This window comes from Emticicia aquatica (assembly GCF_923079645.1).
GTDB classification, from domain to species: Bacteria; Bacteroidota; Bacteroidia; order Cytophagales; family Spirosomataceae; genus Emticicia; species Emticicia aquatica.
The window spans coordinates 691,035-705,042 of the sequence record NZ_CAKLPY010000001.1 but is presented as its reverse complement, the minus strand read 5'-3'; the positions used below and the strand labels follow the sequence as shown (position 1 = coordinate 705,042).

The following is a 14,008-nucleotide window of genomic DNA, read 5'->3' as shown; positions in this document are numbered from 1 at the left end:
TTAGTGAAATTACTCAGCTTTACCTGCATTGAGTTTATCTTGCAATTCCTTTAGTTCGTTCCACTTTCCGTCACGTGCTAATTCAGCTTGTGCTGGCCAAGTAGTAGGAGTGTGCATTGCAAATTTTGGACCTGCTGCATCAAGGATTTCAGAAACTTTTTGAGCTGTGGTTGCTGCTAAATCTGCAAATGTAACAATTCCAGCATTAATAAGCAAATCGGCTATTTTAGGGCCAATTCCTTCAATTAACTTTAAATCGTCACCTTCAACTTTTTTTTTTGCACTTTTAGGTTTAGCTTCAACAACAGCCTCGGTTACAGTTGCTTCAACAACTGCTGATTCACGGTTTAATGTTGCATCAACAGTAGCAGTTCCTCCAACTTTCTCAATAGCAGCAATCGCTGATGCAGAAAAAGCATTGGCACGGAGGTTAACACTTGCACTTAACTCTCCACGTCCTAAAACTTTCACCAAGTCAGATTTTGCAATAAGACCGTTGTTATATAGAACACCTAAATCAATATTTGAAATACCTGTTTTATCAAAAAGAGCTTGGATAGTATCTAAGTTAATAGCTTTATATTCAACACGGTTGATATTTTTAAAGCCAAACTTAGGAACACGACGTTGTAAAGGCATTTGACCACCTTCAAAACCACGTTTTTGACTATACCCTGAACGAGATTTAGCTCCTTTGTGACCACGTTTAGCCGTGCCACCACCACCAGAACCATGACCACGACCAACTCTATCGTTTGCTTTAACTGAACCTTTAGCAGGTTTTAATGACTCTAATTTCATTGTAATACGATTAATTTAATCGGTTAATAATACGCAAATCTGATTTTCAGATTCACTCGGCTTAGCCTGAAAATCAATATTGATAAAAATCAGTATTAGATTTTCTAATGTATAATTTTGATTAAGAACAAAAAGCTTACGCTTCTTCTATAACTAATAGGTGTTTAACCGCATTAATCATCCCTTGCATTGCTGGGTTAAGTTCTTTTTCAACAGTGCGATTGAGTTTACCTAAGCCTAAAGCAGTAATTGTACGCTTTTGCACTTCTGGTCTACCTATAACGCTTCTCACTTGAGTAATTTTTACTTTTGCCATTTTTTTTTTAGCTATAAGCAATAAGAATCAATAAAAGTAAATCTCTAAAAATACTTTGGATTGAAAACTTAGAACAATTATCCGTTGAAAACTTTATTCATTTTTACACTACGTTGGAAAGCAACAGTATGCGGTGCACGCATTTGACTTAAAGCGTCTATTGTGGCTTTAACAACATTATGAGGGTTCGAAGAACCTTTAGATTTTGCCAAAACGTTATGAATTCCAGCAGCCTCTAAAACAGCACGCATCGCACCACCAGCAATAATACCAGTACCTGGTGCTGCTGGTTTAACAAATACGAAACCACCTGAAAACTTGCCGTGAATTTCATGAGGAACAGTATCGTTTATAATTGGCACTGTAACAAGGTTTTTCTTAGCATCTTCAATAGCTTTTGCGATTGCATCAGTTACTTCATTTGCTTTACCTAAGCCTTGACCTACAACTCCTTTACCATCGCCTAAAACGACAATAGCAGAGAAACTAAAACGACGACCACCTTTTACTACTTTTGCTACACGATTAATGGCGACTACTCTTTCTTTGAGTTCTGCCTCGTTTACTTTTGCTTTGTTCATTGATTCAGAATTTCAAGATTAGAATTTTAAACCACCTTCTCTGGCTCCTTCAGCCACAGCTTTGATATTACCATGATACAAATAGCCATTACGGTCGAATACGCATGCTAGAATGCCTTTTTCAGTCGCTTTTTCAGCTATTTTTTTACCTACCTCTTTCGAGTTATCAATTTTAACGCCTTTCAAGCCTAATTCAGTAGTTGAAACCGCAGCTAAAGTAACTCCTCTAGAATCATCTATTAATTGGGCATATATGGCAGTATTTGAACGGAAAACCGATAAACGAGGTCTTTCAGTTGTTCCTGAAATCTTGTTACGGATACTCCATTTAATTTTTTGTCTTCTATCAGTTTTTACACTTGACATTGTATTTGCTATTTTTAGATTTTCAGAGCAGCAAGTAAAGTTTATATTCTAAACTTGTTTCTCCTAGGTCTTGTGTCTAATGATTATTTTTTCTTACCTGAGGTTTTTCCAGCCTTACGACGTATAACTTCACCAACAAATCTAATACCTTTACCTTTGTATGGCTCAACTTTACGAAGCGATTTGATTTTTGAAGCTACCAAACCAATTAACTGCTTGTCTGTACCTTCAAGAGTAACCATCGGATTCTTACCTTTTTCCATTGCAGTAGTTACTTTTAGTTCAGAAGGAACTACAAAGTAAACATTATGCGAATATCCTAAACTTAAATCAAGGACATTTCCATTATTAGAAGCTTTATAACCCACACCCACAATTTCCATATCGGTCTTGTAGCCAGTTGTAACACCAATAACCATATTATTGATTAATGAACGATACAAACCGTGAAGAGCTTTGTGTCTTTTTTGTTCAGTTGGTCTTTCTACTTTAAGTTCGCTATCTTCGATAGAAACAATGATATCAGAATCAACTTTTTGTGTTAAAGTTCCCTTAGGGCCTTTTACAGTAACTACATTTTGTGCATCTACTGAAATTGTAACGCCACTTGGAAGGGCAACTGGTTTTTTACCAATTCTTGACATTTTTATTAATAGTTTAAGGCTTCATAACACTTTCTGTTAAAAATAACGAGTTATTAAGAGCGGTCAACAAAATTATTATTTACTCAACTAAAAAACATTCTAACCGATAAGGGAAAGAATGTTTAGCATATATTAATATACGTAGCACAATACCTCACCACCTACTTTCAATGCACGAGCTTCTTTATCAGTCATAACACCTTTTGATGTCGAAACGATAGCGATACCCAAACCATTCAAAACACGTGGAATGTCAGTTGTACCTGCATATTTACGTAAACCTGGTTTTGAAACTCTTTTGAGTTCTACAATTGCAGATTGTTTCGTAACTGGATTGTACTTTAATGCTATTTTGATTATACCCTGAGGAGCAACTTCTTCGAATTTATAACTTTGGATAAAGCCTTTATCGTAAAGTACTTGAGTAATCGCTTTTTTGATGTTCGAAGCAGGTATTTCCACCACTCTATGACGTGCCTTTATGGCATTTCTGATTCTGGTAAGGAAGTCTGCTATTGGATCCGTTGTAATCATTTTTGATATTTAATTTTGGATACCTAAGCCAACATTGAGCAGTATCGCAGAGTACGACTTTCTCAATTGGGCTGCAAAATTAGAGAAAAAATTTTATTAATAGTACTAATTGGTCAAATAATTAGAGAGAATTATCAAAGAAACTTGAAAAAATTAAATTTCAACTTTAAATATTGACATTCAAATAATTATTTAATCAAAAATTACCAAGATGCTTTAGTAACACCTGGGATTAAACCTTTACTTGCCATTTCACGGAAAGTAACACGATTGATACCAAACTTACGCATATAACCTCTTGGACGACCTGTCAATTGACAACGATTGTGTAAACGTACAGGTGATGCGTTACGAGGTAATTTGTCTAAGCCAATGAGATCTCCTGCTTCTTTCAAAGCAGCACGTTTAGCTGCATATTTAGCAACACAAGCCGCTTTTTTTCTATCTCTTGCTTTTATTGATTCTTTTGCCATTGTATGACTGAATTATAAATATCGAAATCTTAATATTATTTCTTAATACTTGCAAATGGCATTCCCATTGCTTTTAACAACTCGTAACCTTCTGCATCAGTTTCAGCTGAAGTTACAAAAGTAATATCCATCCCTTGTATTTTAGATATCTTATCTATTGAAATCTCAGGAAAAATAATTTGCTCTTTTACACCAAAGGTATAGTTTCCACGACCATCAAAACCCTTATCGCTAATTCCTTTGAAGTCACGTACACGTGGAAGTGCAATTGCAGTTAATCTATCTAAGAATTCGTACATTTTATCACCACGAAGCGTAACTTTCACACCAATCGGCATGTTCTCACGTAATTTAAAATTAGATACAGCTTTCTTTGAAAGAGTAGCTACTGCTTTTTGACCAGTAATGTTTGTAATTTCCTCCAAACTACTGTCAATTAATTTCTTGTCTCCAGTTGCAGCACCAACACCACGGTTAACTACAATTTTCTTTAACGCTGGAACTTGCATCACAGATTTATAACCAAACTTTTCTTTCAAAGCCGGAACAACATCCTGTGTGTATTTGTCTCTTAAACGTGCCATTGTTTTTTTACCGAGGATTTCCGACCCTCATATTTATTGATACTATAATACATTAAGTATTATCTTATATCAAATGGTAATTGATTAAATAAATTTACCCGACTCTTTAGAAAATCTTTGTAATTTTCCTTTGTCATTTTCTTTACGTCCTGTACGAGTTGGTTTTCCTGTTGATGGGTCAACAACCATTACATTACTGATGTGAATAGAACCTGGAAACTCACGAATTTCTCCTTGAGGAGTTTGAGCAGAAGGTTTTACGTGTTTTTTCATGATGTTTACACCATCAACGACTACACGTTGCTTAGTTGCTATTACTTCAGTAATAACTCCACGCTTTCCTTTTGCATTACCGGCAATTACTTCAACAGTATCGCCTGAGCGTACGTGTTGCTTCTGCTGCTTATTGAATTTTCTTTCCATTACTCTTGAATTTGAAAATTTGGAAATTTTTTAGATTTGAAAAATTAGAAAAAATACTTAAATTATCTCTAAAAGAATCGTGCAGCGGAAGCTATCACGATAGCACTTTCAAATTAAAGAACTTCTGGAGCCAAAGAAACGATTTTCATGAATTGTTTCTCACGCAATTCGCGAGCAACAGGTCCAAAAATACGTGTGCCACGTGGCTCATCTTGATTGTTTAATAATACGACTGCGTTGTCTTCAAAACGAATGTAAGTACCATCTTTGCGACGAACTTCTTTAGTAGTTCTCACAACAACAGCCTTCGACACAGTTCCTTTCTTCATGTTTGATGATGAAAGAGCTGATTTCACTGTAACGACAACTTTATCACCGATTGACGCATAACGTTTACGTGTGCCACCTAATACACGGATGACAAGCACTTCTTTAGCACCACTATTATCGGCAACACCTGCTCTTGATTCTTGCTGTAACATTGTCTTATAAATTTTTTAAGCCCCCTACTCCCCTATGAGGGAAATGATTAATAGCACTCTTTGGGGGAGGGAATAAGCTATTATTTCGCTTTTTCTACGATTTCAACTAATCTCCAATTCTTGTTTTTGCTCAATGGTCGAGTTTCTTGAATCTTAACGGTATCACCGATACCAGCTTCGTTATTCTCGTCATGGAACATAAACTTCTTGGTTTTGAGCATAAACTTTCCGTACTTCGGATGCTTCAATTTACGTACTACAGTTACAACACCAGATTTATCCATCTTGTTGCTTACTACCGTTCCGATACGCTCTTTTCTAAGATTTCTTTCCATTGTTCAGATACTTAATTCCTGATTTATCAGGGATGTCTATAATTTATCTTGCGTTCAATTCGGTCATCAATTGAGCTATCAATCTACGAGACTGACGAATACGCATCGGATTTTCGATGGGTGTAATGGCGTGAGCAAACTGTAATTTTAAAATTCTATCTTTTTCAAGAGAGATGTTTTGCTCTAACTGCTCAAGTGACAATGCTTTGATTTCTGACTGTTTCATTTTTTTATTTGTGCTAAGTGCCGAGTTACAAGAACCGAGAATAAAAGGACTTTGAACTCGGTACTATAAGCGTTAATCCGCCTGCTCGAAACTAATTATTATTCAGCTTCTTCTTGGTAGTCTCTACGTACTACAAACTTTGTTTGAACCGGTAACTTTTGAGCAGCTAAACGAAGTGCTTCCGTTGCTACCTCAACTGATACACCAGTTGCTTCGAATAAAATTGTACCTGGTTTTACGCTGGCTACCCAGTATTCAGGTGCTCCTTTACCTTTACCCATACGTACCTCTAAAGGTTTCTTGGTGATAGGTTTATCTGGAAAAATACGGATCCAGACTTGACCTTCACGTTTCATTGCACGGGTAACCCCGATACGTGCTGCTTCAATCTGACGAGAGGTTATACGACCTGGCTCTAAAGATTTGATAGCGAATGTTCCGAAAGCTATCTCGTGTCCACGAGTTGCAAGGCCTTTTATTCTACCTTTCTGTTGCTTACGAAATTTGGTTCTTCTTGGTTGTAACATAACGCTGTTATATTTTCAGCACTAAGTGCTTAGTTTCAAGTTTCTTAATAGTAAAAGTTTCAATGTTATTAATCGAAAAGTCGAAAATTTGAACTTGAAACTAAGAACTATGCTTATCTCTTATTTGGACCTGTACCTCTATTATTGTTATTGCGATTATTGCCTGGACCACCACCACGGTTATTGTTGTTACGTCCACCTCTATCACCGCCTTTATCATCACGTCCACCGCCTCTGCGGTCATCACGACCACCATCACGGCCACCACCTCTACGGTCATCACGTCCACCACGGCCGCCAGCATTATCTCCACCTCTTTCAGCATTAGCTTGAGCTGTACCGCCACCAGCTGGAGTTAAATCACGCTTACCGAAAACTTCTCCTTTGAATACCCAAACTTTGATACCAATTTTACCATAAACAGTAAGGGCTTCAGAGATTGCGTAGTCAATATCTGCACGAATTGTGTGCAAAGGAATACGTCCTTCTTTATACATTTCATTACGAGCCATCTCAGCTCCAGCCAAACGACCACCTAACTTAACTTTAATACCTTGTGCTCCTACACGAACAGCTGCTTGAATTGCTTGTTTCATTGCACGACGGTAAGAAATACGAGCTTCTAGTTGTTGAGCGATTGACTCACCTACTAATTTTGCATCCAATTCAGGACGTTTAATTTCGTAGATATTAATTTGAACGTCTTTACTCGTTAGTTTTTTTAGCTCTTCCTTAATTTTGTCAACTTCGTTACCACCTTTACCAATAACAACACCCGGACGGGCTGTATGAATTGTAAGAGTGATACGTTTCAAGGTACGCTCGATAACTACTTTCGAGATAGCACCTTTTGGAATACGAGCTGAAACATATTTACGGATTTCTTGGTCCTCGACGAGTTTTTCGGCAAAAGTTTTACCGCCATACCAGTTGGAATCCCAACCTCTAATATAGCCAAGTCTAAAACTTACCGGATTTACTTTTTGTCCCATTGGTAATTTACTTTATAAAGCAATACGAGTAGTGTATCGTTTGCTATTTGATTAATTAAACTGCACTATCAACTACGATTGTCAGGTGGTGTGAACGTTTACGAATTCTGTGACCACGTCCTTGCGGAGCTGGTCTCATACGTTTTAACATTCTTCCTCCGTCAACGAAAATTGATTTAACAAATAAATCTGCATCTTCAATTTTCAAGTCTTCATTTTTTTGTTGCCAGTTTGCAACTGCCGACAATAAGACTTTTCTCACAACTGGAGAGGCGTGTTGCGGCTGAAAGCTTAAAATGCCCAAAGCCTGACTTACCTTCATTCCTCTGATAAGATCAATTACTAATCTTGCTTTACGAGGTGAGGTAGGGTAATCACTAAGTTTTGCTACTGCTTCCATTATTCTTGAAATGTAGAATTAAGAATTAAGAATTAAGAATTAAGAGATGTGAATTATGAATTGGTATAAACATTCATTCTTCTATTCTACATTCTATCTTCTTTCATTCTTCATTATAATTATTATCTTTTACCTTTATCTTTCTTTGCTACGTGACCACGGAAGTTACGAGTTGGTGAAAATTCACCAAGTTTGTGACCAACCATGTTATCAGTTACATAAACTGGAATAAATTTGTTGCCATTATGTACTGCGAAGGTGTGACCAATGAAATCCGGAGAAATCATTGAGCGACGTGACCACGTTTTGATAACTGATTTTTTGCCTGAGTTATTCATGTCAACAATTTTCTTGTCGAGGCGAAAATCAATATATGGTCCTTTTTTAAGTGAACGTGCCATTGTATAGTTCTGAGTTCTGAGTCCTGAGTTCTGATTTGTATTCAAAACTTTGAACTGCTTAATGATTATTTACTTCTTCTTGAAATGATAAGCTTTGTTGAAGGCTTAGTTTTGTCACGAGTTTTCTTACCTTTAGCTAATAAGCCGTTGCGAGAACGAGGGTGGCCTCCTGATGCACGACCTTCACCACCACCCATCGGGTGATCAACTGGGTTCATAGCAACCCCTCTTACTCTTGGACGAACACCTAACCAACGTTTACGACCTGCTTTACCAAGAGTTACGTTCATGTGGTCAGCATTTGAAACTGTACCAACTGTTGCAACACAAGTAGCAAGAATCATTCTCATCTCACCTGAAGGCATCTTTAAAGTAACATATTTGCTATCTTTTGCTAATACTTGAGCATAAGCTCCAGCACTACGAGCCATTTGAGCACCTTTACCAGGTTGTAATTCGATGTTATGAATAATTGTACCAAGAGGCATATTTCCAACTGGAAGAGAATTACCAACTTCAGGTGCAACGCTTGTCCCTGCGATAATCGACTGTCCAACTTTCAATCCTTGAGGAGCAATAATATAAGCTTTCTCTCCATCAGCATATTGTACTAAAGCAATACGTGCTGTACGGTTTGGATCATATTCAATAGTTTTTACTTCCGCTGCGATGTCAAATTTGTTTCTTTTGAAATCAATAAGACGATATCTACGCTTGTGACCGCCACCAATATAACGTGCAGTACGGTGTCCTTCGTTATTTCTACCACCAGTTTTCTTGATAGTAGTCGTAAGGCTTTTCTCTGGTTTGCTCGCTGTAATATCTGAAAAATCAGGAGCTATGCGGTGACGCTGACCAGGTGTGTTTGGTTTTAATTTTTTAATACCCATTGTTACTTAATCTTTTGCAGCCTTAGGCTATACTTTAATTTAGTAAATTTTGTAATTTTAAAATCGTCATTTTCTGACAGTTTATCTTACAAATTTTCGTAGAAATCGATTAAATCACCATCTTTCAAAGTCACAACAGCTTTTTTGAAAGTTGAAGTCAAACCTGATGATGCTCTACTACGAGTCATTCTCGATTTCTTTTTGCCTATTTGACGAACAGTGTTTACATCAGTTACAGTAACACCGTACATTCTTTCGACAGCTTTTGCGATTTCGATTTTATTCGCGTTCATGTCAACCTCAAACACAAATTTACCTTTTGTAGTAAGCTTTTGTGATTTTTCGGTAACGATTGGTCTTTTGAGTACGCTCATTTTCGTATTATTTATGAGTTGTGATAATCCACAACTATAAGTCTTAATTCAATATTGATTCAATTTTCGACAATGCACCTTCGCTAATTAATACTTTATCAGCGTTGATTAAGTCATAAGTACTAACTTCATCAGCACTTAAAACCTTAGTTTTAGGAATATTGCGAGCTGATAAATATACGTTGCTATCGTAATCCCCGATGATAAAAAGGGTTTTACTTCCAGATAATGATAATGCTTTGAGGAATGACAAATATGATTTTGTCTTTGGAGCGTCGAAAGTGAAATTTTCAATGATTGAAATATTATTTTCAGCAGCTCTTGAAGAAAGTACTGACTTACGAGCCAACACTTTAATTTTTTTGTTCAACTTAAAATCGTAATCACGTGGAGTTGGACCGAATACACGACCACCACCAACAAAAATAGGAGCTTTAGTAGAACCGTGACGAGCACCTCCTGAACCTTTTTGACGAACGATTTTTTTAGTAGAGCGATTAATTTCAGCTCTTTGCTTTGCTTTGTGCGTTCCTTGACGTTGGTTAGCCAAATAATGTTTTACATCTAAGTAAACAACATGTTGATTTGGCTCAATTCCGAAAACACTGTCAGCTAGCGTTGCTGTGCGACCTGTGCTTTGTCCGTCTTTGCTAATAACTGGTAAATTCATTTTATTTAAACTGTATTTTTTCGATGTCGCTCAGCTTCGACCTTTAGTCCTTGTATAGCATGTTTAAAAAGCTGCTATTAATCATCTATTAAATTAGATGCAGGAAATTATTTATGTAATGTAATGTAAGAATTTTTCGCTCCTGGAATTGAACCATTCACTACAATAAGATTTTGCTCTGTAATCACTTTCAACACTCTCAAGTTTTGAATAGTAGTACGAGTATTACCCATACGACCACCCATACGTACTCCTTTGAATACACGTGATGGGAATGAACAAGCACCAATTGAACCCGGGTGACGACCTCTGTTATGCTGACCGTGAGTTTGACCACCTACCCCAGCAAATCCATGACGTTTTACAACCCCTTGAAAACCACGACCTTTTGAGTTTCCAGATACGTCTAAGAAATCTCCTTCAGCGAAAACGTCTTCAACACGGATTGTTTCTCCAAGACTATATTGCTTTTCGAATTCTTTGAATTCAATTAATTTACGCTTCGGTGTTGTACCTGCTTTTTTGAAATGACCAACAAGCGGACGGCTAGTGTTTTTTTCTTTCTTTTCACCGTAACCTAATTGAATAGCTGAGTAGCCATCTTTCTCTTCGGTACGAACTTGAGTTACAACACAAGGACCTGCTTCTATCAATGTACAAGGTACTGCTTGACCTTCTGCGTTGAAGATAGTTGTCATTCCAACCTTCTTTCCAATAATTCCAGACATGGTATTTTACGCTTTATTTTGCTAATATAACCTAAACCTTCAATTTCTCCAGAGTAATTCTAAACTGGGGTGCAAAAGTCGTTAAAATTTTGCAGGTTTACAAATTTAGGACAATAATTTATTTACTTTTTTCAGAGGTTGGCAAAAACCAACTTAAACTTTACATTGCAAACCACTTGGGTAAGGTCTAAAAAAGGTGCAGGATAATTCCTTGTTGCCTTGCAATGATACCTGTAAATTTCAATAGCTTTCGGAGACCGTTTTCAAATGAGTGTATTCAAATAGTTGTTTCGTAATCGAAACCATAAATTTGTTAACTCAACAGGTCAATAGTCAAACTGGTTTCCCGAATGATTCGAGACTTCATTTAACCACAGAAGAATACTCCGTTTCTTAATGAGAGTGCAAAGGTAGAATTTTATTTTATTAGATGCAAATATTGAGTAAAAATATTTGTAAATTATTTTAATTTCACTGACCACACTTCAAATTTGGTTTTATTTGGGTTATAAATAAATATTTTATTGTACGCTTCAGCATAAGATATTGCTGGTAAAGCACTGGCTGGCAATGGTTTATCGCCAAGTGTTTTGCCTTTCAAATCAAAAAAAGTATTGTTTTTTTCATCGAATACAGCGATTACTCTTAAATCATTACCCAAGTCGAAATACTTCAATTGTGATTTCATGAAGTTAGTACTTTCAATTTTTATCACAGATTGCCCTTGTTTATTTAATAGGAAAAGAGAAGTCGGTGTTCGACGCACGATAAACCAGTCTTTGTGATTTTGGTCAAAAATAAGTTCAAAAACAGTTCCTTTATCTGGTCTATCTAGCTGGATTGTAGCATTATTCAAAATATTTCCATTCATATCAATTTTTTTGATTTCACCCAATTCTGATAAAATTGTTATTATTGAATTTTTTTCAGAATTTTCCTCCACAATCATCCCCACTGGTCGAGCAGTTATTGGCACTTTTGGAAATCCACTTAGATTTGGCCCTTGTTCATAAACTACACTCAAAGTCCCGTCACGTTGCAAAACAGCTAAATATGTATTATTCTTAAATTTTACTGGCTGAATCTGCACAATATTCCGAAGAAGTATTGGCGTTTTTATTCGTGTTATTTTCTGAGTTTCTTCATTAATAATATAAATATTTCCTGAAGCATCAGCAACGTAAATTTTAGTTTCGCTTGTCGCTAAAGCTTTTATTTCACCTTCTATTGACAGGTTAGGCGAGTTGGCAGCAAGCCCATCTTTGTTATTTCGACTAAGAACAATCAAATTATCAGGCGTTGTAGTTACATAATGCAATAATCCATCTTGGAAATAATCGGTTGGCAGCAAATATTTACTATTAATTGGTTGATTGATTGCTGTTTTGCTGATTTCTTTTGCATTATTCCCCAATAGAATCATTTGATTATCAGCTTGTTGTATAATAATTTCATCTGCCGAATTGATAGGATTCTTGATAATATTCGGAATGCCTACGAGCGGCATCGAAACGGCAATGCTATCTTGCAAAAACAATTTATTGATTAATTTCTCTTTTTGTGTTGGTGGCACTTTTTCAATTAAAAACTTTGTCCCAAAAGTGTTGTTTATAATAAAATTTTCAATCGCAATAAAACGTAAGTCTTTGGCTCGAGTTTCGTGTTTGATGGTTGATTCTTGCCATTTTTTGGGTAATGAAAAGTAGATATTATTCCAAATTCTCTGTGGACTAATTATTGCCGTTACTTGTGCTTGTGGGCTTAATTTTTTTATAAAATCTCGATAAATACTTGATTTAGCCCAAGTTTGCCCCATATTTAAGCTATTCAGGTATTCTCGCATTGCATCGTCATCGCTTGCAAGAATAATATAATCGTCTTTTTGAGTGTAATAACAATCGGAAAATCCTCGAAAAATTGAACCGAAAAGCATTGCAGGAAGTTGGCTTACTTCGATTTTTCGGACATAATTATTGAGGTACGTAAAAGGAACTGGTTTAAAATAGCTTGAAATTTTTTCGGCACTGCTTGCCAAATCATCAAAAAGATTGAGAGCCTCGGCTGAATCTTCAGTTTTGATTAATAATATCTTTTTAGAAGGTTCATCGGCTGAAGTTTCCATTTCACAAAGCACTACTTCATCTTTTAATATGCCATAAAAACTATTAAGATTAGCATTTAAAAGTCGATTTACGCTATCTTTTTCGGCCAAAAGTTCTTGTTCGTTGCTTCGCATATAATTATTGAAATCTTGGGCGAGCAACAATTTGTTTTTAAAACTCATCCGAAAAGTAATGGCAGTATTTTCGGGAATCAGATCTGTACAAGCAAAAGGTTGTGGTTTTTGATGCCTAAAAATACCTAGAAAAGGAATATTATTTGTCCCTTTAGAATAGATATACGCAGAAATTAGATTTGGCTTTTTTTGATTTTCAAACACTATGTCGGGGTTTCTAGGCGTAATATTGCCAAAAAACTCAATGAGGTTTGGTGATAATTGCGAAGGAAGAATATCGGCTACATCCTGCAAACTTCTACTTTTAAAATAGATATGAGCAGTCCCTTTTCGACTTTCTTTGAAAGGAACTCTTTCGATTGAAACGCCAGATTTGATGCGGTTAACGACTTCTTCAAGTAAAATTTTTGAGCCACTGCAAATCAAAAAGTCATCGTGAATAAAAAAATTAAATAAAAGTCGGCTATTGTTATTATATAATTCGTTGATTCTGAGGCCTTTATAGTTTCGTCCATACACTTTTCGTTTGGTAGCATCGGGTAAAGTTAAGCTATTCAAAAAGCTTGCATCCCCGAAAGCTCCCGCAGGGATATAAACAATGTACTCCAGATTTTTTTTGTTTTCTCGATGAAGAGAATATGTAATTAATTTTTTTTCAATAAATTTTTTGGCAATCTCTTCATTTTCGACGCTTCCTACAATATTTCTCAACTGCGAAAGAGCATCGTAGAAGATTGGAACGTCGGATAATTGCGTTGCATCAGGAGTGTTTTTATTGAAAAGTGACTGCTGAATTTCTGAACTTTCGACCACCAAAAAAGCGTTATCAGGTACATAACTCCAAGCATCTCGGCGAGGTGCGAACCAAATATTATACATTATAAATATCGCCACCAAAAATAAAAGTACATTAATGTACCACAAGTATTTAGCTTTTATCATAATCAATAGTCGAAAATCAATGGCTTTAAGTCGATTGTTTTGGATAAATTATCGACGGATTATCTACATTGTCTGATTTTAAA

Annotated in this window: 21 protein-coding genes and 1 pseudogene; all 22 read right to left on the bottom strand. The window is 36.1% G+C overall.

Annotated features, from left to right (window positions below; genetic code table 11):
- Positions 1 to 9 precede the first annotated feature (9 nt).
- The 22 genes and pseudogenes from MJQ71_RS20860 to MJQ71_RS02945 all read right to left on the bottom strand — a co-directional run bounded on the left by MJQ71_RS20860 (position 10) and on the right by MJQ71_RS02945 (position 13,925).
- Positions 10 to 246, bottom strand: a complete 237-nt coding sequence (locus tag MJQ71_RS20860; protein WP_290370170.1) for a helix-hairpin-helix domain-containing protein — start codon at positions 244 to 246, stop codon at positions 10 to 12.
- A gap of 117 nt (positions 247 to 363) precedes the next feature.
- Positions 364 to 801: pseudogene (gene rplO / locus MJQ71_RS03045) on the bottom strand (50S ribosomal protein L15); the annotation flags it as partial.
- A gap of 136 nt (positions 802 to 937) precedes the next feature.
- Complete coding sequence (gene rpmD, locus MJQ71_RS03040) at positions 938 to 1,117, bottom strand: 50S ribosomal protein L30 (protein ID WP_238804323.1); 180 nt, start codon at positions 1,115 to 1,117, stop codon at positions 938 to 940.
- 77 nt (positions 1,118 to 1,194) lie between these two features.
- Positions 1,195 to 1,698 (bottom strand): 30S ribosomal protein S5, encoded by a 504-nt coding sequence (rpsE, locus tag MJQ71_RS03035; protein ID WP_238804321.1) that lies wholly within the window; start codon positions 1,696 to 1,698, stop codon positions 1,195 to 1,197.
- Positions 1,699 to 1,716: 18 nt separating this feature from the next.
- Positions 1,717 to 2,064 (bottom strand): 50S ribosomal protein L18, encoded by a 348-nt coding sequence (rplR, locus tag MJQ71_RS03030; RefSeq protein WP_238804319.1) that lies wholly within the window; start codon positions 2,062 to 2,064, stop codon positions 1,717 to 1,719.
- An 83-nt stretch (positions 2,065 to 2,147) separates the two neighbouring features.
- Positions 2,148 to 2,708, bottom strand: coding sequence for a 50S ribosomal protein L6 (gene rplF, locus MJQ71_RS03025; protein WP_238804317.1), 561 nt, complete (start codon positions 2,706 to 2,708; stop codon positions 2,148 to 2,150).
- 132 nt (positions 2,709 to 2,840) lie between these two features.
- The gene (gene rpsH, locus MJQ71_RS03020; RefSeq protein ID WP_238804314.1) at positions 2,841 to 3,242 is read right to left on the bottom strand and encodes a 30S ribosomal protein S8; all 402 of its coding nucleotides are present in this window, start codon (positions 3,240 to 3,242) and stop codon (positions 2,841 to 2,843) included.
- Between the two features lie 203 nt (positions 3,243 to 3,445).
- Complete coding sequence (rpsN, locus tag MJQ71_RS03015) at positions 3,446 to 3,715, bottom strand: 30S ribosomal protein S14 (protein ID WP_238804312.1); 270 nt, start codon at positions 3,713 to 3,715, stop codon at positions 3,446 to 3,448.
- A gap of 35 nt (positions 3,716 to 3,750) precedes the next feature.
- On the bottom strand, positions 3,751 to 4,299 hold the full coding sequence (gene rplE, locus MJQ71_RS03010) for a 50S ribosomal protein L5 (protein ID WP_238804309.1): 549 nt from the start codon (positions 4,297 to 4,299) through the stop codon (positions 3,751 to 3,753).
- Positions 4,300 to 4,383: 84 nt separating this feature from the next.
- Entirely contained in the window at positions 4,384 to 4,722 is a 339-nt protein-coding gene (rplX, locus tag MJQ71_RS03005; RefSeq protein ID WP_238804307.1) for a 50S ribosomal protein L24, read from the bottom strand.
- A gap of 113 nt (positions 4,723 to 4,835) precedes the next feature.
- The gene (gene rplN / locus MJQ71_RS03000; RefSeq protein ID WP_015027362.1) at positions 4,836 to 5,204 is read right to left on the bottom strand and encodes a 50S ribosomal protein L14; all 369 of its coding nucleotides are present in this window, start codon (positions 5,202 to 5,204) and stop codon (positions 4,836 to 4,838) included.
- Between the two features lie 80 nt (positions 5,205 to 5,284).
- The gene (rpsQ, locus tag MJQ71_RS02995) at positions 5,285 to 5,539 is read right to left on the bottom strand and encodes a 30S ribosomal protein S17 (protein ID WP_238804305.1); all 255 of its coding nucleotides are present in this window, start codon (positions 5,537 to 5,539) and stop codon (positions 5,285 to 5,287) included.
- A gap of 43 nt (positions 5,540 to 5,582) precedes the next feature.
- On the bottom strand, positions 5,583 to 5,765 hold the full coding sequence (gene rpmC / locus MJQ71_RS02990; protein WP_238804296.1) for a 50S ribosomal protein L29: 183 nt from the start codon (positions 5,763 to 5,765) through the stop codon (positions 5,583 to 5,585).
- A 98-nt stretch (positions 5,766 to 5,863) separates the two neighbouring features.
- Positions 5,864 to 6,292 (bottom strand): 50S ribosomal protein L16, encoded by a 429-nt coding sequence (gene rplP / locus MJQ71_RS02985; protein WP_238804294.1) that lies wholly within the window; start codon positions 6,290 to 6,292, stop codon positions 5,864 to 5,866.
- Between the two features lie 113 nt (positions 6,293 to 6,405).
- Positions 6,406 to 7,284, bottom strand: a complete 879-nt coding sequence (rpsC, locus tag MJQ71_RS02980) for a 30S ribosomal protein S3 (protein ID WP_238804291.1) — start codon at positions 7,282 to 7,284, stop codon at positions 6,406 to 6,408.
- 55 nt (positions 7,285 to 7,339) lie between these two features.
- A complete protein-coding gene (gene rplV, locus MJQ71_RS02975) occupies positions 7,340 to 7,684 on the bottom strand; it encodes a 50S ribosomal protein L22 (RefSeq protein WP_238804289.1) in 345 nt (114 codons plus the stop codon).
- Positions 7,685 to 7,806: 122 nt separating this feature from the next.
- Complete coding sequence (gene rpsS / locus MJQ71_RS02970; protein ID WP_238804278.1) at positions 7,807 to 8,085, bottom strand: 30S ribosomal protein S19; 279 nt, start codon at positions 8,083 to 8,085, stop codon at positions 7,807 to 7,809.
- A 65-nt stretch (positions 8,086 to 8,150) separates the two neighbouring features.
- The gene (gene rplB / locus MJQ71_RS02965; RefSeq protein ID WP_238804275.1) at positions 8,151 to 8,975 is read right to left on the bottom strand and encodes a 50S ribosomal protein L2; all 825 of its coding nucleotides are present in this window, start codon (positions 8,973 to 8,975) and stop codon (positions 8,151 to 8,153) included.
- An 86-nt stretch (positions 8,976 to 9,061) separates the two neighbouring features.
- Positions 9,062 to 9,349 (bottom strand): 50S ribosomal protein L23, encoded by a 288-nt coding sequence (rplW, locus tag MJQ71_RS02960; RefSeq protein WP_238804273.1) that lies wholly within the window; start codon positions 9,347 to 9,349, stop codon positions 9,062 to 9,064.
- A gap of 43 nt (positions 9,350 to 9,392) precedes the next feature.
- Positions 9,393 to 10,019 (bottom strand): 50S ribosomal protein L4, encoded by a 627-nt coding sequence (rplD, locus tag MJQ71_RS02955; RefSeq protein WP_238804271.1) that lies wholly within the window; start codon positions 10,017 to 10,019, stop codon positions 9,393 to 9,395.
- A gap of 107 nt (positions 10,020 to 10,126) precedes the next feature.
- A complete protein-coding gene (gene rplC / locus MJQ71_RS02950; protein ID WP_238804269.1) occupies positions 10,127 to 10,747 on the bottom strand; it encodes a 50S ribosomal protein L3 in 621 nt (206 codons plus the stop codon).
- 460 nt (positions 10,748 to 11,207) lie between these two features.
- Positions 11,208 to 13,925 carry a hypothetical protein gene (locus MJQ71_RS02945; protein WP_238804266.1) on the bottom strand — a complete coding sequence of 906 codons (2,718 nt, stop codon included), beginning with the start codon at positions 13,923 to 13,925 and terminating at the stop codon, positions 11,208 to 11,210.
- Positions 13,926 to 14,008: the final 83 nt, after the last annotated feature.

Excerpts from the sequence above, each read along its gene's own strand:
- rplF (WP_238804317.1), bottom strand. The coding sequence starts at position 2,708 with ATGTCAAGAATTGGTAAAAAACCAGTTGCCCTTCCAAGTGGCGTTACA.
- rplX (WP_238804307.1), bottom strand. The coding sequence starts at position 4,722 with ATGGAAAGAAAATTCAATAAGCAGCAGAAGCAACACGTACGCTCAGGC.
- rpsC (WP_238804291.1), bottom strand. The coding sequence starts at position 7,284 with ATGGGACAAAAAGTAAATCCGGTAAGTTTTAGACTTGGCTATATTAGA.
- MJQ71_RS02945 (WP_238804266.1), bottom strand. The coding sequence starts at position 13,925 with ATGATAAAAGCTAAATACTTGTGGTACATTAATGTACTTTTATTTTTG.
- rplC (WP_238804269.1), bottom strand. The coding sequence starts at position 10,747 with ATGTCTGGAATTATTGGAAAGAAGGTTGGAATGACAACTATCTTCAAC.
- rpmD (WP_238804323.1), bottom strand. The coding sequence starts at position 1,117 with ATGGCAAAAGTAAAAATTACTCAAGTGAGAAGCGTTATAGGTAGACCA.
- rpsE (WP_238804321.1), bottom strand. The coding sequence starts at position 1,698 with ATGAACAAAGCAAAAGTAAACGAGGCAGAACTCAAAGAAAGAGTAGTC.
- rpmC (WP_238804296.1), bottom strand. The coding sequence starts at position 5,765 with ATGAAACAGTCAGAAATCAAAGCATTGTCACTTGAGCAGTTAGAGCAA.
- rpsS (WP_238804278.1), bottom strand. The coding sequence starts at position 8,085 with ATGGCACGTTCACTTAAAAAAGGACCATATATTGATTTTCGCCTCGAC.
- rplE (WP_238804309.1), bottom strand. The coding sequence starts at position 4,299 with ATGGCACGTTTAAGAGACAAATACACACAGGATGTTGTTCCGGCTTTG.
- rpsN (WP_238804312.1), bottom strand. The coding sequence starts at position 3,715 with ATGGCAAAAGAATCAATAAAAGCAAGAGATAGAAAAAAAGCGGCTTGT.
- rplP (WP_238804294.1), bottom strand. The coding sequence starts at position 6,292 with ATGTTACAACCAAGAAGAACCAAATTTCGTAAGCAACAGAAAGGTAGA.
- rpsH (WP_238804314.1), bottom strand. The coding sequence starts at position 3,242 with ATGATTACAACGGATCCAATAGCAGACTTCCTTACCAGAATCAGAAAT.
- rpsQ (WP_238804305.1), bottom strand. The coding sequence starts at position 5,539 with ATGGAAAGAAATCTTAGAAAAGAGCGTATCGGAACGGTAGTAAGCAAC.
- rplB (WP_238804275.1), bottom strand. The coding sequence starts at position 8,975 with ATGGGTATTAAAAAATTAAAACCAAACACACCTGGTCAGCGTCACCGC.
- rplW (WP_238804273.1), bottom strand. The coding sequence starts at position 9,349 with ATGAGCGTACTCAAAAGACCAATCGTTACCGAAAAATCACAAAAGCTT.
- rplN (WP_015027362.1), bottom strand. The coding sequence starts at position 5,204 with ATGTTACAGCAAGAATCAAGAGCAGGTGTTGCCGATAATAGTGGTGCT.
- rplR (WP_238804319.1), bottom strand. The coding sequence starts at position 2,064 with ATGTCAAGTGTAAAAACTGATAGAAGACAAAAAATTAAATGGAGTATC.
- rplD (WP_238804271.1), bottom strand. The coding sequence starts at position 10,019 with ATGAATTTACCAGTTATTAGCAAAGACGGACAAAGCACAGGTCGCACA.
- rplV (WP_238804289.1), bottom strand. The coding sequence starts at position 7,684 with ATGGAAGCAGTAGCAAAACTTAGTGATTACCCTACCTCACCTCGTAAA.